Source organism: Paenibacillus sp. FSL L8-0333, from assembly GCF_037965665.1.
Classification (GTDB): domain Bacteria; phylum Bacillota; class Bacilli; order Paenibacillales; family Paenibacillaceae; genus Paenibacillus_AQ; species Paenibacillus_AQ odorifer.
Genome location: NZ_CP150186.1, coordinates 5083077 through 5106616, shown reverse-complemented (window position 1 = coordinate 5106616; position 23540 = coordinate 5083077). Strand labels below are relative to the sequence as shown.

At 45.5% G+C, this 23540-nt stretch carries 18 protein-coding genes; 14 read left to right on the top strand and 4 right to left on the bottom strand.

Translation table 11 applies throughout. From position 1 onward, the window contains the following. Window positions 1–220: 220 nt before the first annotated feature. Window positions 221–967 (top strand): phospholipase D-like domain-containing protein, encoded by a 747-nt coding sequence (locus NYE72_RS22845; RefSeq protein WP_339210478.1) that lies wholly within the window; start codon window positions 221–223, stop codon window positions 965–967. Window positions 968–1282: 315 nt separating this feature from the next. On the opposite strand, the gene NYE72_RS22840 is transcribed toward NYE72_RS22845, so the two are convergent. Further along, window positions 1283–1612 (bottom strand): hypothetical protein, encoded by a 330-nt coding sequence (locus NYE72_RS22840; protein WP_339210476.1) that lies wholly within the window; start codon window positions 1610–1612, stop codon window positions 1283–1285. A gap of 82 nt (window positions 1613–1694) precedes the next feature. Between NYE72_RS22840 and NYE72_RS22835 the strand changes: the two genes are divergently transcribed. From NYE72_RS22835 to ascB, 10 genes are all read left to right on the top strand, one after another. Further along, on the top strand, window positions 1695–2519 hold the full coding sequence (locus tag NYE72_RS22835) for an SIS domain-containing protein (protein ID WP_339210474.1): 825 nt from the start codon (window positions 1695–1697) through the stop codon (window positions 2517–2519). Window positions 2520–2534: 15 nt separating this feature from the next. Then, on the top strand, window positions 2535–3347 hold the full coding sequence (locus NYE72_RS22830; protein ID WP_076272235.1) for a fructoselysine 6-kinase: 813 nt from the start codon (window positions 2535–2537) through the stop codon (window positions 3345–3347). Window positions 3348–3444: 97 nt separating this feature from the next. Beyond that, the gene (locus tag NYE72_RS22825) at window positions 3445–4158 is read left to right on the top strand and encodes a GntR family transcriptional regulator (protein WP_339210471.1); all 714 of its coding nucleotides are present in this window, start codon (window positions 3445–3447) and stop codon (window positions 4156–4158) included. Between the two features lie 90 nt (window positions 4159–4248). Continuing rightward, window positions 4249–5829, top strand: a complete 1581-nt coding sequence (locus NYE72_RS22820) for an amidohydrolase family protein (RefSeq protein ID WP_339210468.1) — start codon at window positions 4249–4251, stop codon at window positions 5827–5829. Window positions 5830–5831: 2 nt separating this feature from the next. After that, window positions 5832–7262: a YfcC family protein gene (locus NYE72_RS22815; protein ID WP_339210465.1), complete on the top strand. Its 1431-nt coding sequence runs from the start codon at window positions 5832–5834 to the stop codon at window positions 7260–7262. A 393-nt stretch (window positions 7263–7655) separates the two neighbouring features. After that, complete coding sequence (locus NYE72_RS22810; RefSeq protein ID WP_339210463.1) at window positions 7656–9578, top strand: BglG family transcription antiterminator; 1923 nt, start codon at window positions 7656–7658, stop codon at window positions 9576–9578. Window positions 9579–9607: 29 nt separating this feature from the next. Next, entirely contained in the window at window positions 9608–9946 is a 339-nt protein-coding gene (locus NYE72_RS22805; protein ID WP_038572728.1) for a PTS lactose/cellobiose transporter subunit IIA, read from the top strand. Between the two features lies 1 nt (window position 9947). Beyond that, window positions 9948–10253 carry a PTS sugar transporter subunit IIB gene (locus NYE72_RS22800; protein WP_036683292.1) on the top strand — a complete coding sequence of 102 codons (306 nt, stop codon included), beginning with the start codon at window positions 9948–9950 and terminating at the stop codon, window positions 10251–10253. A gap of 3 nt (window positions 10254–10256) precedes the next feature. Continuing rightward, on the top strand, window positions 10257–11555 hold the full coding sequence (locus NYE72_RS22795; protein WP_036683289.1) for a PTS transporter subunit EIIC: 1299 nt from the start codon (window positions 10257–10259) through the stop codon (window positions 11553–11555). Between the two features lie 18 nt (window positions 11556–11573). Continuing rightward, a complete protein-coding gene (gene ascB / locus NYE72_RS22790; RefSeq protein ID WP_339210460.1) occupies window positions 11574–13034 on the top strand; it encodes a 6-phospho-beta-glucosidase in 1461 nt (486 codons plus the stop codon). 158 nt (window positions 13035–13192) lie between these two features. Here ascB and NYE72_RS22785 read toward each other — a convergent pair whose 3' ends face one another. Continuing rightward, a complete protein-coding gene (locus NYE72_RS22785; RefSeq protein WP_036683283.1) occupies window positions 13193–13846 on the bottom strand; it encodes a GntR family transcriptional regulator in 654 nt (217 codons plus the stop codon). Between the two features lie 219 nt (window positions 13847–14065). Between NYE72_RS22785 and uxuA the strand changes: the two genes are divergently transcribed. Both uxuA and NYE72_RS22775 read left to right on the top strand, forming a co-directional pair. Beyond that, on the top strand, window positions 14066–15142 hold the full coding sequence (gene uxuA, locus NYE72_RS22780; RefSeq protein ID WP_038572722.1) for a mannonate dehydratase: 1077 nt from the start codon (window positions 14066–14068) through the stop codon (window positions 15140–15142). After that, on the top strand, window positions 15143–16753 hold the full coding sequence (locus NYE72_RS22775) for a mannitol dehydrogenase family protein (RefSeq protein WP_076225241.1): 1611 nt from the start codon (window positions 15143–15145) through the stop codon (window positions 16751–16753). A 440-nt stretch (window positions 16754–17193) separates the two neighbouring features. Here the strand turns inward: NYE72_RS22775 and NYE72_RS22770 are convergent, their stop codons facing one another. Continuing rightward, complete coding sequence (locus tag NYE72_RS22770) at window positions 17194–18222, bottom strand: hypothetical protein (protein WP_339210456.1); 1029 nt, start codon at window positions 18220–18222, stop codon at window positions 17194–17196. 22 nt (window positions 18223–18244) lie between these two features. Further along, window positions 18245–19087 (bottom strand): DNA-binding protein, encoded by an 843-nt coding sequence (locus tag NYE72_RS22765; protein ID WP_141118619.1) that lies wholly within the window; start codon window positions 19085–19087, stop codon window positions 18245–18247. Between the two features lie 363 nt (window positions 19088–19450). Between NYE72_RS22765 and NYE72_RS22760 the strand changes: the two genes are divergently transcribed. Further along, on the top strand, window positions 19451–23395 hold the full coding sequence (locus NYE72_RS22760) for a X2-like carbohydrate binding domain-containing protein (protein ID WP_339212108.1): 3945 nt from the start codon (window positions 19451–19453) through the stop codon (window positions 23393–23395). The last annotated feature ends 145 nt before the right edge of the window (window positions 23396–23540 follow it).

Here is a 23540-nt window from a genome sequence, read left to right as displayed (position 1 = left end):
CAAATTTTATGAATATAATTTAGTAATAAAGAATCTAAAGTTAGGCTAAAAGGATACAAAAGCAGCTGCTTGAAACAAGACCAAAGTTCAGAATGAGCAAAGGTCTTGTTTTTTGCTAACTAAAGTTGGTGTTTTGGACTATTCGGATGGCTTAGTTGTTTAATATTTTATATGGTAAAATGAAAAGAAAATAAGTAAAAATTAACGTTGGAGGAGCGCTATGGAGGAACATATTTTTTTGAAAACAATGATTGAAATGGTAAAGTATGATGATCTTTATAAAAGTAACAGAGATAAATTGCTTGGTATTTTAAGACACTCTATGATCGCTTATCGGAAAACTAGTGATTATACAAGAGTTCCTAACCAACGTAAAGAGTACATAGATCTACGTGTACCAGTGCCATTACTAAAAACTGCAAATGAATTAAAAGCTGAATTTGATAAATTGGCTGGGATTGTATACATTGATACAGAAGAATATTCTCTATGGGGATTATTCATTAAGCCGAAACCAGTGGAATTAGCTGATGAAGAACCAATTAAAGAACATGATGCTATCTTCGATGAAATAAAGGACACGATTATTCAAGGAATTCGAAATGCCAAATATACAATTTGGGCTGCTGTAGCATGGTTTACTGACAAAGAGATCTTTGACGAATTACTATTAAGGAAAAATGCTGGTGTTCAAATTAGAATTATTACATCAGATGAAGAAAGTAATAGATTTTTAATAACTAAATTAGTAACAAATTTTGAAACAATTAAAGTTCCCTTAACGGGTAAGAACAGACTTCATGATAAATTTTGTATTATTGATTTTGAATTTGTTATGCATGGATCTTATAATTGGAGCAAAAATGCAAGGGAAAACGATGAGACCTTAGCTACTGCGTTGGATCGGGATTTTGTTAGGAAATTTGCAGATGAATTTATGAGATTATATGTAGAAAATAAAAATTAATGTTAAATGCTAGCTTCTTAACTTATAATAGCCACAGTTATTAGTTAGGGGTGTTGAAAGTTGGATATGAACGTAAGTTGGGCAGATAATCACTGCCCAACTTTTTTATTGGAGTACCTTAAAGAATAAAGAACTCATTATAATGCTATGATATAAGCTTCAAGCAACTTTTGATGTAAAGCTTCGTTGGAATAAAAATCAAATAAAAGGTGTGAAGGTTCTCCAAACAAAATGAAAGGATCAATTGTTTCAAGCATGTACGGTTTTAAATCATATGGAACAAACAATCCAAATGACTGTGTAACTAGATTTCTTTCATCTTTCAATAGCTCGATAAAATTGTGCCAAATCATAAGGCATTGCAGATCCGCACAAAAGCCGAATGTCTGCTGCTGAAAAACTCTCCTGAATACGTTCGCCGAGAACTCCACAATCCTTTACAATAACATTGTATTTCTGGTTCAATTCTTCAGTTATATACATATCATTGCCTTCCAACCTGTAAGCATTCCCTGTCTTATTGGGTTCAAATAAGTGAACAACCTGAGCCAAATGATTGTTTGAATTAGCCTCTACATAGCAAGCAGAGCCACCATGCGCATTAATCCAACATACCAAATTCATTGCTGTTATCGTAGTTCCCACGCGTCGATCACTACCTGCGACAGCAACTCTTAGGCAGACTAACATCCAAAGAGAATATTTTCGAATTTTTCCAGGACGCTTCATGGGGCTCTATACGGCGAATGAGTTTGTTCATGCATTGCCTAAACGTCTGGGCACACAATCGGTAGTAATCGTTTGTTCCCATGGCGGAAATACACCGGAATCGGTAGCTGCGGCGCAAGTAGCCAAACAGCATGGAGCGCACACCATTGGCCTAACCCATAACAAGGAAGCTGCGCTGCTGAATTACTCTGATTATTCTTTCTTGTATGAATGGGGAGATGATAGCAATGTGAAAAATAACCCGATGGCTATCATTCTGGATCTCGCTACTCAATTGTTAGATGCGGCTGAAGGGTATGCGCATGTTGAAGCTTTTCAAAAAGGATTGGAAGCCATCGATGGCATTATTAACCAGGGTAAAAAGCAGGTCGCTCCACGTGCCCGTGTGTTTGCCAACAAATACCGTAATGAGGAGCTTTATTATATCTTGACAAGTGGAGCTTCGTACGGACATGCTTATGGATTTGCAATCTGTTCTTTGATGGAAATGCAATGGCTGCATGCTGCGGCGATTCACTCCGGTGAATTCTTCCATGGTCCTTTTGAAGTGACGGATAAAGAAACCCCATTCATCCTAATGATTAATGAAGGGCGCACCCGTGAGCTGGATGAACGGGCACGGACTTTCCTGAATCAGTATGCAGAGAAAGTCGAAGTGATTGATGCTAAAGAGCTGGGAATTGGTACAATTGCTGATGAAGTTGTGGAATTCTTTAATCCGGTATTATTCTACAGTATCATTTGTGTCTATCGCGAGGCTCTTGCCGAGGTGAGAAATCATCCGCTAGAAACCCGCCGTTATATGGGGAAAGTAGCCTACTAATCGGGAGGATAAACCATGAAAGTTCTAGGTATTGGCGATAATGTGGTAGACAAGTATGTTCATCAGCGTACGATGTATCCCGGCGGCAATGCGCTCAACTTTAGTGTTTTCGCCAAAGGTGAAGGAGCTGACGCGGCTTTCCTCGGTGTTTTCGGCGATGATGACGAGGCACGTCTTGTGGAAAATACGCTGCAGCAGCTGGAAATCGATATCTCACATTGCAGACATCATAGCGGAGAGAATGGATGTGCACGGGTAACCTTAGAGAATGGGGAACGAGTATTTCTGGGCAGCAACGAAGGCGGGGTTACCAGACTGAATCTAATAGCGTTGAGTGAAGCCGACAGAGAATATATCCGCGGGTTTGATATCATCCATACAGGGCTTTATAGTCACACCGGACATTTGCTTGCGGAGCTGAATGCACTGGGAATTCCCCTCTCTTTTGATTTCTCCGATGACTTCGAGGATGCGCAGGTAGAACGGTATATTGGCAATGCGGATTTTGCTTTCTTTTCCTGCAGCCATATGACGGATGAAGAGACGCAGAATTTTATTGAGACTAAACGCAGAAGAGAAGGCCAAGTATTGGTGGCAACACGCGGGGGAGACAGATCCATTGCCTATGATGGAGCAAGCTTTTATTATCAGACCCCTGAGCTTATTGAGGCTGTTGATACGATGGGAGCAGGCGACTCTTATATTACTGCCTTTTTAATGAGTATGATTAAGGATGGTGATATTCAAGCTGCTATGCGGGAAGGCTCCAGATTAGCTGCCAAGAGCTGTATGGTGGAAGGTTCCTTTGGATTCGGGGCTTCTTATTAACAACGGATGTGTACTTATCTTTGCTTGTGAAAAAGAGGATCGTTTGTTACTCTAACAATAGAGTAATATAACGTTATATAACAAGTGAGGGTAAATCATGTTAAATTCAGAGCAGGCAGAGCCATTATATATTCAATTGAAAAAAGCGGTCCAATCCGCCATTGCGAACGGTACCTTTAATTCAGGAGATAAAATTCCTACTGAAATTGAGCTTAGTGAAACATATAATGTCAGCCGAATTACTGTTAGGAAAGCTATAGAGGAATTGGTGAATGAGGGATATCTGACGAAACGCCAGGGCAAGGGCACTTTTGTCAACGCACAAAAGATCGGCCGCAAGATTGAGCATGTCATCAGTTTTACGGCGGCCTGCAAAGCCAATGGTGTTTCATCACACAGCGTCGTTACGGAGAGAACTAAGCTTAAAGCCGATCAGGAAACCGCGGAGCGGCTGCAAATACAGCAGGGTGAACCGGTGTTATATATTCAACGTAAAAGATATGCTGGCGAAAGACCCCTAATGCTGGAAAATAACTATTATCCGTATGACCGTTTTTCTTTCTTAATGGATGAAAAGCTTGAAGGATCGGTATATGAGCTGCTGCGGAAACGTTATCATATTGATCCCAATCAGCCGGGAGAAACGGTGTTGCAAATCACCTTGGCTGATGAACAGCAAGCAAAATTACTGGAGATTCCCATTGGTGATCCTTTGTTCTATATGAACACTATTATTTATGATCAGGACAGTCAGCCGGTTCATGTAGGCAAGCAGTACATTATCGGTGACCGTTATCAATTTACTTTATAATTCATTCTGCTTCTTGCGGTAAGCGGGAAGCAGAAGCTTCGATATAACGTTATAAGTCGTATTATTAATCGGCAGAAAGGCGTTGAAATCATGGAAGCAGTTAAACATGGTTTTGCAGATCGGGTACTGTTGTCTAATGCAGTATTTACAGGAATAGAAGATGGCGCTTCACCGGCATTTATTGCCCTGCAAGGGGAGCGAATCGTCGCGGTTGGAATCCCGGCAGAAGCAGAGGAATGGATAGGACCGGCAACATTTGTTCATCATCTGAAGGATGCGTTCATTATGCCTGGTATACATGATAACCATGTTTTTTTTACCGGTTATATGTCCATGCACCGTGGAGTGGATCTGACGAATGTCGCTACAATTCAAGAGGCTTTAGAGTTGCTTAAACAAGAAGCAGAAAAAATACCCTCAAAGCAAAATGTATACGCTTACGGGTGGAGTGAAGAGTGTTGGGGCGAGCTTCCGGGGCAAAGCTTATTAGACGAAGCTTTTACTGAAAGGGCTGTAATCGCCATTAATCTGACGAAAAGCTATTGTTGGATGAACAAGCTTGCTCAGGATAAGTATCAGTTTCTCCCTGACCAATGCAGCGCGGAATCACGCGCCCTCCTCCTTTATGACATGATGCAGGATCAGGAATTAGTCAGACAAGAGTTTTTGGACTTTGCCCGAGTGCTTGCTAAACGGGGTGTCACTTCGATAAAAGATATAGGCTTTGACAGGCATAGCGGTTTGCTGCCGGTCCTTGAAGAGCTGGAAGCAGCGAGAGAGCTGCCGTTGCGGGTCCATTTTGCGCTTGAACCTGTATTGCAGCCGCTTGATATTTCCACGGGTTTGCAGTACAAAGAGCGTTATCAAGGAGAATTTCTTCGGTTTCAGGGATATAAGCTGATGTTGGATGGTGTGGTAGCTGATCATACGGGAGATATGCTGGAGCCTTATGCGGATATGCCAGGTGTTACAAACTTGCAGTCAGTTGACTACGAAGGGTTAGAAGAGGCATTTCGGGCAGCAGATAGCCATGGAATTAAATGCTGTCTAACGGCTGAGGGGGATGCAGCAATTCGTAAGGCAGTAGACATGATCGAAGATTGCAATCGTAACCGGGGAGAACAGCGGATTAGGCATTCAATCAGCGATTTAGAATATCCACATCCCGAAGACATTCAGAGGATGGGGGAGAACGGGATTTTTGCCGAGGTATATGCCCAGATCTTGCTCTTAAATTCTTCTTATGAGGATGCTTATATGGCTGCTGTGGCCGGAAAAGAGAATGAAAGCCGGTTTTATAATTACAAGTCCATGCTTGAGGCCAATGTACCGATTACGATAGGTACAGATTTGCCGCTTTTCCTCACCAGTGTTCCTGATTCGCTGTATGCGGCTTCTTTTCGGTTGTTCCCTGATGGATCCCCTCCGGGAGGCTGGAATTCCGAGCAGGGGATGCCGGCATCAGAAGTCCTAAAGGCCTGGACGATTAACGGGGCCAGACATTGCGGTATGGAAAGTACAGGAACCTTGGAAGTTGGAAAAGCTGCTGATATCGCTGTATTTGACCGTAATCTTCTGGATACAGCTGCAACCGAGATTAGAGATGCACGTGTGATTTTGACAATTACCGCCGGTCAAATCACCTATGATGCTGCCAGGAACGAGGGGTAGAAATGGAAACGGTTAAACGTAAAATAAAATGGTCCCTTCCTCATAGTTATACATTGATTTTTCTGATTATCGTGGCTATTGCCGGATTAACCTGGATTGTCCCGAGCGGCCAATTTGACCGTCAGGAAGTGCTGGTGGATGGTTCCTCCAGAACAGCCATTATCCCGGGAACCTATCATACCGTTCCCAAAATCAGTGAGCAAGGGGATTTGAGACAAGGACTTGCCCAAATTGTCAGTGCGCCGTTAGAAGGAATCATCAATGCTGCTGATGTCGTCGCCTTCGTCCTGATTGTAGGGGGAGCTTTTGGAATTATTCTGCAGACTGGGGCGATTGACCGGGCACTGATGGCTCTAGCCGGAAGACTCAAAAGTAAAGGGATATTACTGATTCCGATAGCCATGGTGATTTTCAGCCTGGGGGGTTCAACCTTTGGAATGAGTGAAGAAATCATTCCGCTTTATGCCATTTTTATACCGTTAATGTTTGCCTTGGGCTTTGACTCCATGACGGCGATTCTCATTCTATTTCTCGGAACACAGATCGGCTATGTCGGATCAACCGTTAATCCTTTCTCTGTATTGATTGCGCAAGGCGTAGCAGGGGTGCAGGGAAATCCACAGCTATGGCTCAGATTTATTGAATGGGTTGTTTTTACTGCGATATCGATTGGTTTTACGATGTGGTATGCGCAGCGGGTGAAGAAGAATCCGGAGAAATCAGCGGTATTCCAAAATGATATTCTAAACCGCCAACACTTCATCAAGGAGAACGATGGGATAGATGTAAGTTTCTCGAACCGGGATAAATTAATTATTGGAGGCTTCATCTTTACCTTGGGGCTAATTGTCTGGGGAATACTGAGCAAAGGCTGGTATATGACCGAGATCGGAGCGCTTTTCTTTGCACTTGGGATTTTTTCGGGGATTGTCACCCGGATGAGTCAGAAGGAAATTGCCGAGAATTTTGTTAAAGGTTGCGGAGAATTTATCTACGCTGCCGTGATTATCGGTTTGGCCCGGGGGATCCTCGTCGTTGCAGAGAACGGGATGATTATCGATACCATTTTGAATGGGCTGGCTACTATGCTTGAGGGCTTGCCGAATTACTTGTTCACCACCATCATGCTGGTCGTGCATAATATTATTACGTTCTTGGTTCCTTCTTCATCAGGAGAGGCGGCCTTGACGATGCCTGTGCTTGCACCATTAGGCGATCTTGTGGGTGTTAACCGCGAAGCAGTAGTAACCGCATACCAATTTGGAAATGGATTAACGAATCTCATTTCGCCAACAGGCGGTGTGCTGCTGGCAGGTTTGGCCATCGCCCGGATCAATTTTGGACAATGGTTAAAGGTAATTCTCAAGCTGTTTCCAATTCTTTGGCTGGTGGCGGCAATCTTTGCCGCAGTTTCCTCAGCTGTAGGCATGTAGTGGATAAAAAATATTGCAAAGCCATGCGGGATTCCCCGCAGAAGATAATCAAAATCCCAAGGTCATACTGACCTTGGGATTTTTGACTCTATATATTAATCCTATTCCCCTCACATCCCATCTGTAGAAAATGAATCGTCCTCCTAACTAATTTATTTTTGTTTATTTTAACAATTAATCGGCACTCTCCCCTTTGTTGTATATTTCCTCCTGATTTGTGGCCACAAATAATGTATGCTAAGAATTTAATCCGTTATTTACCTATCCGTCAGTTTCTGCCGTTCCAAACAGCAGAATACAAACTGTTCAGAAGATAACGCTTCCACGTATGATGTATTCATAACCAGCTGAGTGCTTCATCCGATACTAGTATCACAAATGAGGGAATTTAAGGTGAGAGAATATACGATTGTTAATATTTTATATACCCGCAAGAGTCCTGTGCGCATGAGTGAGCTGATTGCCGAAGTGGGGTTGTCCGAACGGACTCTCCGTGACGTGATCCGTGGACTCGACAAAACAGGAGAGGCGAATGGTTTCGGTATCCGTATGATCCGCGGCCAGGGTTATCTGCTGGAGATTGGTGATGAAGCCAAATTCAGTAGCTACCAAGAAAAAGGCATGCTGCAGCTGGATCAGGTGGATCTCGATAATAAGCAGTCACGCCAGCAGTATTTGCTATTTTATCTCTTGCAGAACGATGGCTATCAGTCTATGGATAACATGGCGGAAGAAATCGGCGTCAGCCGTTCTACCATTATTTCCGATCTGAAGGAAGTAGAGCAGCGACTGGCCGCTTTCCGGCTTAGCTTGAAACGTCGGGCTCATTATGGCATGAAAATCGAGGGGGAAGAGCAAGACTTCCGCAAAGCCTTTTCTTACTTTATCTTGCAATCGGGTCATACACTGCAGCATACGGAGGATTTTCATGCCTTCAGTCAGGACTTTGATGCTGAGCAGCTTAAGGGATTTCTACTGCAAATCCTCAAGGAAAAAGAACTGAAGATCTCAGATGTGTTTCTGGATAATATCTTGACCCATCTGTTCATTCTTCTATACCGGGTTTCCAAGCACAATTTCATTGTGGCTGGTCAAGCCTTGCAGGGAACACCTGAGCCGCTGTATCAGGATATTGCTAGGAGCATCGCAGATTTTATCTCCTCTCACTACCGGATTAAGCTTCCGGCGGATGAGATTGATTATTTGGCGCTGCACATTTCTGGTAAGACCATTATGGAGCGGATGTCGGAAGAGACCAAATCGCATCTGCGGGAGGGAATTACGGCTATTCTGGAGCGCTTGGACCGCGAGTTCCTCACTGGATTCACTCAAGATCACGAGCTGCGCGAAGCGCTTCTATTGCATATGTTCCCGCTGCTGAACCGGTTGTATTACAATCTTCAGCTCGGCAACCCATTGGTGGAGGATGTTTACAGCCAGTATGCCAATGTGTTCGTCATTTCCTTCCGCTTCGCTGAGATTGTAGAGGAGCAGTACGGGTTTCGGATGTCGCGCGATGAGGCAGGGTATGTCGCGTTGCATTTTGCCACCCATCTGGAACGGATGCAGCAGCGCAATCTGGAGAAGTTCAAGCGGATTGCCGTGATCTGCTCGACGGGAGGGGGCAGTGCCCAGTTAATCCGGCTAAAGCTGGAAGCGGTATTCCCCAAAGCGTCGGTGATCACAGCCTCCATTACGGAGGTGGAGGAGATCAGCAGCAAGCCTGTGGATCTGATTCTCTCTACTGTACCGCTGGCAACAGAGATTAAGGAAAAACCGGTGATCCATATCAAACAGCTGCTGGATGATCAAGAGATTCAGCGGATCAAAGAAATATTGTCTTTGCAGATTAATCGTACAGAACCGTCCTACAAGCTGATGGATTTCAAGGATTTGTTCCGCAGGGAGCTGTTCCATCTGTCTGGTTCGGACGAAGATTACATGGAGCTGTTAAAGCAGCGCTGCCGGGAGATCGTGGGCAATCATTATGCAGCTGACGATTTCCCTGAACAAGTGCTGCTCAGAGAGCAGAAATTCACCACCATTTACAAAAATGGGGTGGCCGGCCCGCATCCGATGCGGATGAGCGCGATCCGCGACTGTATCAGTGTAACCGTGTTGAAGAAACCGCTGATCTATGAGGGTAAGCCGGTCCAGTTGATTTTTCTGATCAATCTGGGTCCGGGGCAGTTGTTCCTGCACAAAGAGATCAGCAAGCTGCTACTGGTTCTAATGGAGAAGGAAGACAGCCGTAACCGGCTGCTAAACACGAATAGTTATGAGCAATTTATGAATGAGATAGAGAACCTACTATAAATAAAATGACGATACGGAGTGGAGAACCCATGGATTATGAACAAACGATTATGCAGATTATTGCCAGCAGCGGAGAGGCTAGAAGCCTTAGCCTAAAAGCGGTAAGAACCGCGCGCGCCGGAAACCTGGAAGAAGCGGGCGAGATGATTAAGAACGCCAAGACCAGCCTGACCAAAGCACACAAAGTGCAAACGGGGCTGATCCAGGCTGAAGGCCGGGGCGAAAAGACAGAAATTACGCTGCTGATGATTCACGCGCAGGATCATTTGATGAATGCCCTGACGGTTAGAGAACTGGCTGTGGAATTGATCGAAGAAATCAAAGAACGCAAAGCACTCGAACTAGAATTGAAAGGATCGGTCAACTAAGATGAAAAAAATATTGCTCGCCTGTGCAGGCGGATTCTCGACAAGTATGCTGGTGGAACGGATGAAAGAATCGGCACGGACACAAGGGGTTGAAGTGGTTATTGATGCAGTAGCGGAGAGTGATATCGCCGATCAAAAGCCTTTTGACATCATTATGCTTGGACCACAAATGGGACACGCCGAAGGCGATCTGGCCGCAGAATATCCGAACATTCCAGTAACTACGATCGATATGATGGACTATGGCATGATGGATGGGGACAAGGTGCTGGCTACAGCACTTGAACTGATGGAGAAGGGGGCTTAAGTCATGGCAGGCGGCGCAGAATGGAGAGCCAAGATCCAGAAAGTCAGCACGAAAATCCAAAAAAACACCTATATCAGCGCTATTTCCAACGGTCTGATGGCCTTGATGCCAATATTGATTCTGGGCGCTATTTTTTCCCTGATTAATGCACTCAAGCTTGATCCTTATCAGAATTTCCTGGAAAGCACTGGACTCAAAACTTATACTTCGATTCCGGCAACCGTAACCACTGATTTGATCGCACTCTACGCGGTGTTCTCCATCGCTTATAATTTCGCTACCCAACATAAGCAGCAAGGCTTCTCGGCAGGGATTTTGGCGCTGATGAGTTTCTTGCTAGTTACACCAAAAGGTCTGCTGGATGACGGTGTGACCAAAGCATTTGGTTACTCTTGGTTGGGCGCCAAGGGATTGTTTGTGGCAATCATCCTGGCACTGCTGGTAGGTAAGATCTATACCTTTGTATTGGAAAAGAAATTCTATATCAAAATGCCGAAGGGTGTTCCGCCCACGGTCGAGAAATCTTTTGCCGCGCTTACGCCTGGTTTTATCGTAGCGGTTCTGATGCTAGTGCTGACGGCGATTTTCGCCGCAACGAAATATGGCAATATGCACGAGTTTGTCTTCTCGATTATCCAGCTGCCACTGACTAGTCTGGGGGGTACCTGGTGGGCGATGCTGATCTGCATCTTCGTAATTCACCTGCTGTGGTTCTTTGGAGTTCACGGCACCTTGGTAGTCTATTCCGTTGTCGGCCCGATTTGGGTGGCTTTGGGACTTGAGAATCTGGACGCTTACCAAAGAGGTGTGGAAGGTACGCATATCATTGGTTCACCGTTCTTCCCGGTTTATGTACTGATCGGTGGTGCGGGGGCAACGTTAGGTCTCATTATTGCGATGTTGTTCGCCAAATCTACACGTTATAAGACACTTGGTAAACTGGCAATTATCCCAAGTCTGATCGGTGTCAATGAGCCGGTGATTTTCGGGATGCCATTGGTGCTGAATGTTCGGTTTATGATTCCGTTTATCCTGACTCCGCTGGTGAGTAGTGGTCTGGCGATTCTTCTGACGACGCTGGGTATCCTTCCTGTGCTGCACGGGATTCAGGTGCCGCTGGGCATTCCGGTGCTGGTTAATGGCTGGATGAACGGGGGCTGGCGCGTAAGTGCGTTCCAGCTGGTTATGATTGGTGCAAGCTTCATGATCTACTATCCATTCTTTAAAAAAGCCGATGCCGAAGCGCTGGAGCAAGAGCAGCAGGCTGAAGCTAAAGCGGCAGCAACCGCTGCCACCAATTAATAAAAGGAGGCTCAACCGATGACTTATCCATTTCCGGAAAACTTCCTGTGGGGCGGTGCGGTAGCCGCCAATCAGGTCGAAGGCGCATATAATGAGGGCGGCAAGGGTTTGTCCACTGCTGATGTAGTCAAATATTGTCCTCCTAAGGAACGGCAGAGCCTGGAGCAGCTATTGTCCATGTCCGGTCCACAGCTAGAAGAGGCCATACAGGATGATAATCAGGGAAATTACCCCAAACGCAGAGGGATTGATTTCTACCACCGCTACAAAGAAGATATCGCCTTGTTCGCTGAGATGGGTTTTAAGGTATTCCGTATGTCCATCTCCTGGCCACGTATTTATCCGAATGGCGATGAGCAGGTACCCAACGAGGCGGGACTGCGTTTCTACGACGATGTTTTTGATGAGTTGCGTAAATATAATATCGAGCCGCTGGTCACCATTTCCCATTATGAAATGCCTGTGCACCTAGTCACCAAATACAACGGCTGGGAATCCAGAGAACTGGTTGAACTGTTCGTCCGTTATGCGGAAACTGTGTTCACCCGTTACCGGGATAAGGTGAAGTATTGGCTGACTTTCAACGAAATCAACTGTACGCTCAAAGCGCCGTTTCTGGGCGCAGGGATTATTCTGGATGGCAAGTCAAATGAGAAGCAGGTTGCTTTTCAGGCTTTGCATCACCAGTTCGTAGCCAGTGCGCTTGCGATTAAGCGGGGCCGGGAGATCAATCCGCAGTTCCAGATCGGCTGCATGCTGGCCCGCAAGCTGCTCTACCCATATTCCTGTCATCCCGGTGATGTACTGAAAGCGCAAGCGGAGAACCAAATGGCAATGTTCTGCTCCGATGTTCAGGTTAGAGGCTATTATCCTTCTTATATCCGCCGGCATTTGGAGCAGCATGGAGTGACAATAACCATGTTGCCGGGGGACGAAGCTTTGCTGCGGGACAATCTTGTAGATTTTCTTTCCTTTAGTTACTACATGTCCTCAGTAGTCAGTGTGGATGAGAGCATCACGGCCACCACGGAAGGTAACCTGTCCTCAGGGCTGAAGAATCCCTTCCTGAAAACTTCCGACTGGGGCTGGCAGATCGATCCAAAGGGGCTGCGGTTTGTGCTCAAGGAGATGCATGACCGCTACCTGCTTCCTTTGTTTGTAGTAGAGAATGGTCTGGGTGCTGCAGATGTACTCGAACTGGATGGCACCATCCGTGATCCATACCGGATAGAGTATCTGGCACAGCATATTGAGCAGATGGCGGAAGCCATTGCCGATGGCGTGGAGCTAATGGGCTACACCAGCTGGGGCTGTATTGATCTGATCTCGGCTTCCACCTCGGAGATGCGCAAGCGGTACGGCTTCATTTATGTTGATCAGGATGATGCAGGCAATGGAACGCTGCTGCGTCTGCGTAAGGACAGCTTTTACTGGTACAAAAAGGTCATAACCTCTAACGGAGCAAATTTAAGCTATTAGTGCGGCGTTATAGTCCTTGTTCATTTTTTACGAAAACCTTGAGAAATCAAGGTTTTTTTGTTTTTTTAATAAGGAATAGGAAGCTTGTGAGTTTCTTCTTATAACGAAGTTTTATCCGGGAAGGCACTTAACTTATGGGCAAGCCGCTTTTTGGCCGACTATTTTTTTAGGTATTCCGAGAAGTTCTCCTGAAAGTCCAGTGAATGAATATCTTCCCGAAGATGGTGGTGGATTAGCGGACCGATATTGGTGGTTTCCTTTTGCACCATAAGCTCAAGAATGGATTGGTGTTCGCTCCAGATTTCTTCCAGCTTGTCGGTCTTGAGCATGTGCAGTCTGCGGTACCTGAGATAATGTACATTCGACTGCTGGATCAGAGTCCACAGATACTCACGTCCAGCAAGCCTGTACAAGGCCCGGTGAAACTCGTCGTCTAAATTAAGGAAAGAATCTACAGCATTCTCCTGCCCGATGACCTCTTTTTGTTTCTTAAGAATCTCCTTCAGTTCGTGCACCCCGGGTAGTAAAAGCTGTGCAGAAAGATCCTTGAGGATCTCCTTTTCCAGTGTGCAACGCAAGTATGTGATTTGTTCAACAGATTCAAGATCAATAAAGGACACAATATTACCTTTTTTCGGGTAGATATCGGTATAAGATTCCAGTGCAAGCTGCTTGAGAACATCACGCAACGGCGTACGTGAAATCTGAAACCGCTCAGACAAGGCTGTTTCACTTAGAATGGTACCTGGCTTTAACGCCAGCGTGAGGATTTCTTGCTTCAATGTGTTTAGAATTTCAGCTTTGATTGACATTTCTGTTCCTGCTTTCAATTATTGATGACAGATACAGTACTAGTATACATGATAAGTTCATTCATTAAAATTATCGAGATGAAAATAGGGTGGAAATCCCTTGTTTTTATGATAAAATTCCTGATGAATTTGTGATTGACAAAGAATTGTTCTTATTCTATGATCAAGTAAATCTTGTATACAAGATAGATGAAAACGAATTCACAGGAGGGTTTATCAATGAACATGACGTGGAGATGGTACGGCGAGGGCAATGACAATATCACGCTGGATCATATTCGGCAGATTCCGGGTGTAATGGGGATTGTCTGGTCTTTGCACGAGAAAGTAGCTGGAGAAGTGTGGGAAATGGAACGGATCCAAGAAGTGGCGGATCAAATCACCAGTAAGGGTTTCAGCACGGCTGTAGTAGAAAGCGTCAACGTTCATGATGATATCAAAATCGGCTTGCCGACCCGTGATAAATATATCGATATTTATATCGACACCATTCGTAAACTCGCCAAGGTTGGCGTTAAGGTGATCTGCTATAATTTTATGCCTGTTTTCGATTGGACCCGCACAGAGCTGTATAAAGAGTTGCCTGATGGCTCGAATGCCCTCTTTTATGAAAAGGCTGCCATTACCGATAATCCGCGTGAGATGGTGGACCGGATTTTGAAGGGAGCTGGACAGTTCACGATGCCGGGCTGGGAGCCGGAGCGGCTGGCGAAGCTAGATGAGCTGTTTGCGGCTTATGCGGATGTGACGGAAGATAAACTGTTCGACAACCTCCAGTATTTCCTGGAACGCATTATTCCAGTATGCGAGGAAGTGGACATCAAGATGGCTATTCATCCGGATGATCCGGCTTGGCCGATCTTTGGACTGCCGCGTATTATCCGCAATCGGGATATGATCCGCCGCTTTCTGGATTTGGTGGACAGCCCGTACAACGGTTTGACGTTCTGCACAGGGTCACTCGGCACGAATCCGGATAACGATCTGCCAGCGATGATCCGCGAGTTCCATGACCGTATTCATTTTGCACATATCCGCAATGTGAAGGTATTTGAGAACGGTGATTTCATTGAGGTGTCGCACCGTGGGCGTGACGGAAGCGTTGATGTGGCCGAGGTGGTCAAAGCCTATCATGAGAACGGATACATTGGTTATGTACGTCCGGATCACGGGCGTCATCTGTGGGGGGAAGAGAAGAACTGCCGCCCGGGTTATGGCTTGTATGATAGAGCTATGGGCATCATGTATTTGCTTGGTGTCTGGGATAGCTTGGACAACGTCAAGGAGGCAAAATAAATGCTGCATCTGACCAGAAGCAGTATCCAAGGGGAAAAAGCAGCTTGGAAAGCTGCTGGAGTGGAGCTTCCACAGTTCGACTATGAGCAGGTAGCAAACAATACACAGCTTAAACCGGAATGGATTCATTTCGGTGCAGGTAATATTTTCAGGGGATTCGTGGCAAATGCTCATCAGAAGCTGCTGGATAGCAGGAAGTCGGATACAGGTATTATTGCGGTGGAAACCTTTGATTTCGAAATGATTGATAAAGTTTACAAGCCCTACGACAATCTGACCCTTTTAGTGCTGATGAATGCTCGTGGTGATTTTCAGAAAAGAGTAGTCAGCAGTATTGTGGAGGGAATCGCAGCGGACAAAAACCGTGAAGCGGAGTACCGCCGATTGATCGAGGTGTTCGAGAATCCGAGCCTGCAAATGGCCAGCTTCACCATCACGGAGAAGGGATACTCGTTGACGGATCCGCATGATAAATATCTTGGCATTGTGAAAAAGGATATCGAGAGCGGACCGGAGCATCCTGTTCATGTCATGAGCATTGTAGCTTCGCTTGCTTATCGAAGATATCTGAAAGGCCAATATCCGATGACCTTTGTCAGCATGGACAACTGCTCACACAATGGCGACAAGTTGAAGAACGGTATTGTGTCCATCGCTAAGGAATGGGCCCAAAGAGGACTTGTTGTGGAAGACTTTGTGCGCTATCTGGAAGATGAACGATTAATAACCTTTCCATTGTCCATGATCGATAAAATCACACCACGTCCTTCGGAGAGTGTACAGGCCGCGCTTCTGGAACAGGGAATTGGTGATATGGATGTAATCATTACCTCCAAAAACACATATACCGCTCCTTTCGTAAATGCCGAGATTAGCGAATACCTTGTAGTGGAGGACAACTTTACGAACGGACGTCCACCACTAGAGGAAGCCGGAATTATTTTTACGGACCGGGAGACAGTCAACAAGGTGGAGACGATGAAAGTAACGACCTGCCTTAATCCGCTGCATACGGCGCTTGCTGTTTCCGGTTGTCTGCTTGGCTACACCTTGATCGCGGATGAGATGAAGGACGATACTTTGCGGAGGTTTGTGGAGATAATCGGTTACAAAGAAGGTCTGCCCGTCGTAGTGGACCCGGGGATTCTCAGTCCAAAGCAGTTCCTGGACGAAGTCCTTACGGAGCGTTTTGCCAATCCATTTATCCCCGATACTCCACAGCGGATTGCTACAGACACTTCGCAGAAGGTGGGTATACGGTTCGGTGAAACTATTAAATCCTATATTCGACGGGAGGAGCTCGATCCAGCGCAGCTAACAGCGATTCCACTGGCTATCGCGGTGTGGTGTCGTTACTTACTTGGAGTGAATGATGCTGGAGAGGTCTTCACATTGAGTTCAGATCCGTTACTAGAAACACTGCAAGGTTACCTTCAAGGAGTTTCGCTTGGAGACCAAACCGCAAGTGTGCGCCCCATTCTTGAAGATGAGCGACTTTTTGGGGTTCCGTTGTACGCAATTGGTCTAGGCGATAAGATTGAGGTTATGTTCCAGGAAATGATGGCAGGCCCAGGAGCGGTACGGAGAACATTAGAGAACTATTTGAAGTGAAAGCTAGGCAGTTAAGTAGATTTGATTTAATATAGGAGAAAATAAAGCAAAAAAAAGTCCCGAGGCAATCAATCGGGGCTTTTTTTGTATGATTTTAAAAAATCCAAACAAAGTGTGAAAAGAATCTTATGTAAAATGAGAAGAACGAAAGTTAAACTAAAAACATGGCGAATAACCGGTGTTCGTCAACTGAGCGACGAATTTTGAGGGGGTTCAACACCATGTTGTGGAGCGGGCAGAAAGGCCGGCTGGAGTAGAAGCGGCGAAAAGGAAGCGGGATTTATACCGTAGAATGAGGCGGATGGAGTGGTTGCGGAGACAATAGAGGCATTAATGCCCTAAAATGTTGCGGATCGAGCGGATGTGGCGAAAGGAACGGGATAAATCCCGTAGAATGCAGCTGATCGGGCGAATACGGAGAAATCTACGGGATAATTGCTTTAGAATGTACCGGATCGAGCATATACGGAGAATTCTACGGGATAAATCCCGCAGAATGTACCGGATCGAGCGAATACGGTGAAATGAACGGGATAAATCCCGCAGAATGCGGCTGATCGGGCGAATACGGTGAAATGAACGGTATAAATCCCGTAGAAAGCAGCTGATCGAGCGAATACGGTGAAATGAGCGGTATAAATCCCGCAGAATGTACCGGATCGGGCGAATACGGGGAAATGAACGGGATAAATCCCGCAGAATGTACCGGATCGAGCGAATACGGTGAAATCTACGGTATAAATCCCGCAGAATGTACCGGATCGAGCATATACGGAGAATTCTACGGTATAAATCCCGCAGAATGCAGCGGATCGGGCGGATGCGGAGAAATGAGCGGTATAAATCCCGCAGAATGCAGTCGATCGAGCGGATGTGGCGAAAAGAACGGTATAAATCCCGCAGAATGTACCGGATCGAGCGAATACGGTGAAATCTACGGTATAAATCCCGTAGAATGCAGCGGATCGGGCGGATGCGGAGAAATGAGCGGTATAAATCCCGCAGAATGCAGTCGATCGGGCGAATGCGGAGAAATGAGCGGCATAAATCCCGCAGAATGTACCGGATCGAGCGAATGTGGCGAAATGAACGGGATAAATCCCGCAGAATATATCGGATCGAGCGAATACGGTGAAATCTACGGTATAAATCCCGCAGAATGCAGCGGATCGAGCGGATGCGGAGAAATGAGCGGCATAAATCCCGCAGAATGCAGTCGATCGGGCGAATACGGGGAAATGAACGGTATAAATCCCGCAGAATGTACCGGATCGAGCGAATACGGGGAAATGAGCGGTATAAATCCCGCAGAATGTACCGGATCGAGCGAATGTGGCGAAATGAACGGGATAAATCCCGCAGAATGCAGCTGATCGAGCGGACCGGTCCGGATCAATACACCTTAAAGGAGTGATTCCGCCCATTAACCGGAGAACCACTCCTTTTTTATAGCCAACTTTATAATCCAATCAACGACGACCCCCGTGATCGTTAACTGTGTAAATTGCTGAACTCGATTCGCGAGCTGAAGGACCTAGTAAACTCTTTTTCGATTATTGTTTTCATGATATTGTGATGTACTTTGAGTTGTGATTGATCGGCGTGGTCTCTAAGGAGTTCAAAGAGCGCTGCTGATTTTTTGAAGCCTGTATCATCGTCTAGCTTGATGCTTAATAATAAGATTTCTAGAATAGTGTTGATTGTATCGTACATATTCTCTTGTTTATAGTAATACATCGCCAGCAGATAAATGTAATCCTCATGGTATCTGATATTCACAATAGTCTCATGTTCTCCTATGTCATCAACATTGATTTTGAATTCCTTCAGAATCCAATCAACGGAATAATCATGTATTATCGAAGATTCTAAGATTGTAATGAGTCCCGGCAATAATTCTTCATCATCACTTTTTCTAATAAACTCAACGTATTTATGTAGGACTCCCATTTTGCCTTCCAGCAGATCGATAACGTATGAATTGGCTTTTGCTATATTGCGGTAATATTCGACTTCATTAATACCCTCTTCATCTAAACCTACTATCCAGCCTAGGTCAGCATACTTCTGAATACATATTTTTGCCTCGTCAAACTTACCGGATTTTTGTAGTGCTATACCTTTTGCGCATGAGCTATATCCAAAATAATAGGGGATACTCCGTTTCAGTTTAGGACCTCTTATGAGGTTACTATTGTTTTCATATATGACGGAAATTTGTTCATGTAGCTTGTCTGCAATTTCAATCATGGCATCCCAATTCTCAAATGAAAATGATGCCTTAAGCATCTGAATCAAGGAATCCACATTCAACCCTTCCAAATCCAACTTCAATCCTATCTCCCTTTCTAGAGCATATCATGCATCGATTTAGATAATTGTATTTCATTTCTAAATTATTCATTTATTTTACATTAAATCATGTGATTTCCATCACGTTACATAAGGTCAAAAGGGTCTTTATTAATATTTTCAAAATAGATCCAGCCCATATTATCTTCCTTAAGTTTCTATTGTTGGAGGAATAATGTTTGTTCTGTTGTTCATTTGTCCCCTTGTTTTTGGGTTATTTGTACGTAAAATGCGGAAATGTACCTATCGTGGAACTCGTTCTTCCTTTATGATCATCCCGTAAAGAAAGCGCTATCAAAGAAATTTTAACCACATTTTATGAGGGGGAAGGATGATTTGAAGCGAATGGGAAAAAAGCTGGGAATGAGTCTGTTGGTATTTATAATTGCAGCAGCGCAGTTCGGTTTCACAGGAACACAGGGCAATGTGGCACTAGCAGCTGAGAAGAGTATGGCGCAAAAGCCCTATATGGGCTGGAGCAGTTACAGCATGCAGGTGTATGACGGTGCAGGTAACTGGACCTCGGCCGAAAGCATCAAAAAACAATCGGATGTTATGCATGAGAAGTTGCAAGCCCATGGGTATGAATACATCAATATTGATGCGGGCTGGAATGGCAGCATGGATGAATACGGCAGACCGATTCCAAGTGAGACCTTATATCCTAACGGATTTCAAGAGGTCATCGACTATGTTCATAATAATGGACAGAAAATTGGAATCTATATGATTCCGGGGGTATCCATCGATGCCTATAATCAGAATCTAGAGATTTACGGAACGGGTGGCCAATGCCGTATACAGGACATTACAGCCAAACCGCTTAACATTATGGATTATTGGAATTCTTACACTTATAAAATTGATTTCACAAATCCATGTGCCCAGAAGTATGTGGATTCCATTGCGGATATGATTGGCGAGTGGGGCATTGATTTCGTCAAATTTGACAGCGTGACTCCTGGCTCGGGGATTGACAACTTAAGCCGTGATGCGCGCGGCGATGTAGAGGCATGGTCTAAGGCTTTTGACAGAAATAACATCTGGTTTGAGCTGTCCTGGGCGCTCGATCACAATTACGTGGATTTCTGGAAAAAGTATGCCAACGGTTGGCGTATTGACTGGGATGTGGAAGCTTACGACGGCAGTGGGCTGACAGCCTGGCCGAGTATTTCCCGCTTGTTCCCCAAAGCAGCACTTTGGTGGAGGGATGCAGGTCCTGGTGGCTGGAATGACTTTGATTCCCTGAACGTTGGCAACGGATCAATGGATGGTCTGACCAAAGACGAGCGGAAATCCGCGATGACATTCTGGTCAATCTCTTCCGTGCCATTGTATACAGGTAATGACATGACTAGGCTGGACAGCTATGGTCTAGAACTGCTTACCAATGATGAGGTAATTGCCGTAAATCAGGCAGGACGTCCAGGCCATCCGGTATCTATGGATACCCAGCAGCAGGTTTGGTATGCCAATAATGGAGATGGCACTTACAGCGTAGCTCTGTTCAATTTGGGCAGTCGGAGTGCGGAGGTGAAAGTCAAATGGAGTGATCTCGGCCTTGAGGGCCCGGCTTCCGTTCGCGATTTATGGAGTCACACTGAGCTGGGAGACTTTGAGAAGGAATTTAGCGGAGGGATACTTGAACCTCATGCGTCGAGGATGCTTAAAGTTACAGCATTAGGTGGCACCTCTACAGTCAATGATGATGATACAGGTATGCGCTACAGCGGGGATTGGAAGCGAAATGGTGGCAAAGAGCTGCTAGAAGGAAAGCAAGATTTGAGCATTACGATCAAGGATTCCTCGTCTGCTCCGTCGATGGCTTCACAATCGGATGTTACGAACTATGGGACTGACCCGTCTGAGAATTCGTCTGCTGCGAACAAGGCAACGGTCACTAATGTAGTATACATTAATGATAATGACAGCGGCATTAAATATAATGGCGCATGGCAGGTAAGCTCATCTAGAGGATTGGGTGATTATAAAGACGATGTGCATTATGCCGAGAAGAACGGTGATTCCTTTGAGTACACCTTTACGGGCACTGGCATTGACCTGCTGACCGAAAAGCATGAATCTCAGGGAGATATGATTATTACGCTGGACCATGAGGCTGCACAGACCGTTAGTGCTTATAAAACGGGATCAAGAGAGGTACAGCAAAATCTGTACAGTGTCTCGGGACTGGCTAACGGCTCTCACACGCTTAAAGTGGCCAAAAGCTCAGGTGATTTTATGCTGCTTGACGCATTTAAGGTGACTACAGAAACTCCAGCAGGAGGACAGAATAGTACCATTACTCCGACATCTGCTAGATTCGACCAAGCAACAGAACAACAAGAGGATGTTACTGTCACCCTGAATTTGAATGGTAATACACTGAGCAGTATTGAAAATAATGGCGAGGCACTTTCGGAAGACGATTTTACGGTGACGAATGACAAGTTGACCATCCATAAGCAATACCTTGCGCAGCAGCCGGCAGGCACAACCGACTTGATTTTCATTTTTAACGCTGGTGATCCACAGACCCTGTCGATACAAATTAGCGATTCTACAGGCATTCGTTATGTGATGATTAATAACGATGATTCGACAGTTAAGTACAATGGCACTTGGAACCGCAGCAGTGGCAGAGGATTGGGCGACTATAAAGACGATGTGCAATATACGGAGCAGAATGGTGATTCTTTTGAATATACCTTCAGAGGAACGGGGATTCAGCTGTTCACAGAGGTAGATGAGTCACAGGGTGATATGGATATTTATGTTGACGATCAATTTAAGGAAACAGTCAGTGCCTATCATCATGGACAAATGTCACTTCAGAACCTTTACAGCATTTCTGGCTTACCGGATGGTATGCACACGCTCAAGGTTGTGAAGAAATCAGGCAGATTTATGCTTCTTGATATGCTCAAGGTAGAAATTCCGAATATGATTAATCCGATCGCTGCCAGCTTTGATAAAGCTGCTTCCGCTCAGGAAGATATTGAGGTGACATTATTGCAGCAAGCGGAAAGCTTTGCCGGCATTACTAACGGATCATATGATTTGGTTCTGGGGACTGATTATTCAGTAGCAGGTAACCGTGTTACACTGAATAAATCTTATCTTGCTGCACAGCCAGTGGGCACGCTGAACCTTAAGTTTACTGTAGGGGGAGATTATCTTAATGATGTTCACTCTACATCAGTGGACGGTGATTCCTTTGAATATACCTTCAAGGGTACCGGAATCAGCCTGATTACACCTATTGGTCCAGAGCAAGGTGATATGGATATTTATGTGGATGGACAACGGGTCCAAACCGTGAATGCGTATAGTCAGAGCCGCGTGAGCCGTCAGGAAATTTATAGTATTTCGGGATTGGAAGGCGGGATACACACGCTTAAAGCTGTGAAGAAATCTGGTGATTTCATGCTGACGGATCAATTGAAATTCACAGTTTCAACGAGTCCTGCTGTATCTCCAACACCAACGCCAAGTCCGACACCGACACCAACGCCAAGTCCGACACCGACACCAACGCCAAGTCCGACACCAACATCAACACTAACATCAACGGATTCGGGTGGCTCGTACATTCCAGCTCAGCCTTCTTCCACACCTGCCTTGACTCCGACGCCAACTCCGGCAACTGGAAACGAGGATGGATCTGCAGGGAATGGCGAGTCTAATACGCTCCGTCATACCGCATATATCAAAGGTTATCCGGGTGGGTTCTTCCAGCCGGAGCACGAAATTACGCGTGCTGAGATGGCAACGATTCTTGCCAATGTTTCTGAGAAGGGGGCTACTGGAGCAGGTGTCGTGTTCAGTGATGTGCCTTCTGGTTACTGGGGTGCTGATGCCATAACTAAAGTAGCGAAGATGGGACTAATAAAGGGTTACAGCGATGGCACCTTTAAACCTAATCAAACGTTGACGCGTGCAGAAATGGCCACTCTGGTGACCCTGCTTAGAACGGATTCGACGCAGAAGGGTTCCGGTTTCTCTGACATCAATGGACATTGGGCACAGGCGGCGATTTTGCAAGCCCAAGGTACTGGCATTTTCACTGGTTATAATGACGGGACTTTCCGTCCTAATGCCAAGCTTACTCGTGCCGAAGCTGTTGTGGCTATGAATAGAGCTTTAGGCAGAGGTCCCCTAATCAATGTAACGAATCCACAGTGGGCAGATGTTCCGGCAACACATTGGGCCTTCGGCGACATTGAAGAAGCTTCGACGGATCATGTCTTTACATCTGGATTAGAGGCCAGAGATCAGAAGAAGAACTGATTGTCTAGCCAAAGCAATGATGAAGGGGGCCGTTACTGGCCCCTTTTTTCTAAATGACAGGAGGGCCATGTAAGGGTCACACATCGAAACAGCTGACACACTATAGATAAAATATCGGAATTGCCGATAAAAGGCAGTGATAACG

Excerpts from the sequence above, each read along its gene's own strand:
- NYE72_RS22845 (WP_339210478.1), top strand. The coding sequence starts at position 221 with ATGGAGGAACATATTTTTTTGAAAACAATGATTGAAATGGTAAAGTAT.
- NYE72_RS22835 (WP_339210474.1), top strand. The coding sequence starts at position 1,695 with ATGGGGCTCTATACGGCGAATGAGTTTGTTCATGCATTGCCTAAACGT.
- NYE72_RS22830 (WP_076272235.1), top strand. The coding sequence starts at position 2,535 with ATGAAAGTTCTAGGTATTGGCGATAATGTGGTAGACAAGTATGTTCAT.
- NYE72_RS22825 (WP_339210471.1), top strand. The coding sequence starts at position 3,445 with ATGTTAAATTCAGAGCAGGCAGAGCCATTATATATTCAATTGAAAAAA.
- NYE72_RS22820 (WP_339210468.1), top strand. The coding sequence starts at position 4,249 with ATGGAAGCAGTTAAACATGGTTTTGCAGATCGGGTACTGTTGTCTAAT.
- NYE72_RS22815 (WP_339210465.1), top strand. The coding sequence starts at position 5,832 with ATGGAAACGGTTAAACGTAAAATAAAATGGTCCCTTCCTCATAGTTAT.
- NYE72_RS22805 (WP_038572728.1), top strand. The coding sequence starts at position 9,608 with ATGGATTATGAACAAACGATTATGCAGATTATTGCCAGCAGCGGAGAG.
- NYE72_RS22800 (WP_036683292.1), top strand. The coding sequence starts at position 9,948 with ATGAAAAAAATATTGCTCGCCTGTGCAGGCGGATTCTCGACAAGTATG.
- NYE72_RS22795 (WP_036683289.1), top strand. The coding sequence starts at position 10,257 with ATGGCAGGCGGCGCAGAATGGAGAGCCAAGATCCAGAAAGTCAGCACG.
- ascB (WP_339210460.1), top strand. The coding sequence starts at position 11,574 with ATGACTTATCCATTTCCGGAAAACTTCCTGTGGGGCGGTGCGGTAGCC.
- NYE72_RS22785 (WP_036683283.1), bottom strand. The coding sequence starts at position 13,846 with ATGTCAATCAAAGCTGAAATTCTAAACACATTGAAGCAAGAAATCCTC.
- uxuA (WP_038572722.1), top strand. The coding sequence starts at position 14,066 with ATGAACATGACGTGGAGATGGTACGGCGAGGGCAATGACAATATCACG.
- NYE72_RS22775 (WP_076225241.1), top strand. The coding sequence starts at position 15,143 with ATGCTGCATCTGACCAGAAGCAGTATCCAAGGGGAAAAAGCAGCTTGG.
- NYE72_RS22760 (WP_339212108.1), top strand. The coding sequence starts at position 19,451 with ATGGGAAAAAAGCTGGGAATGAGTCTGTTGGTATTTATAATTGCAGCA.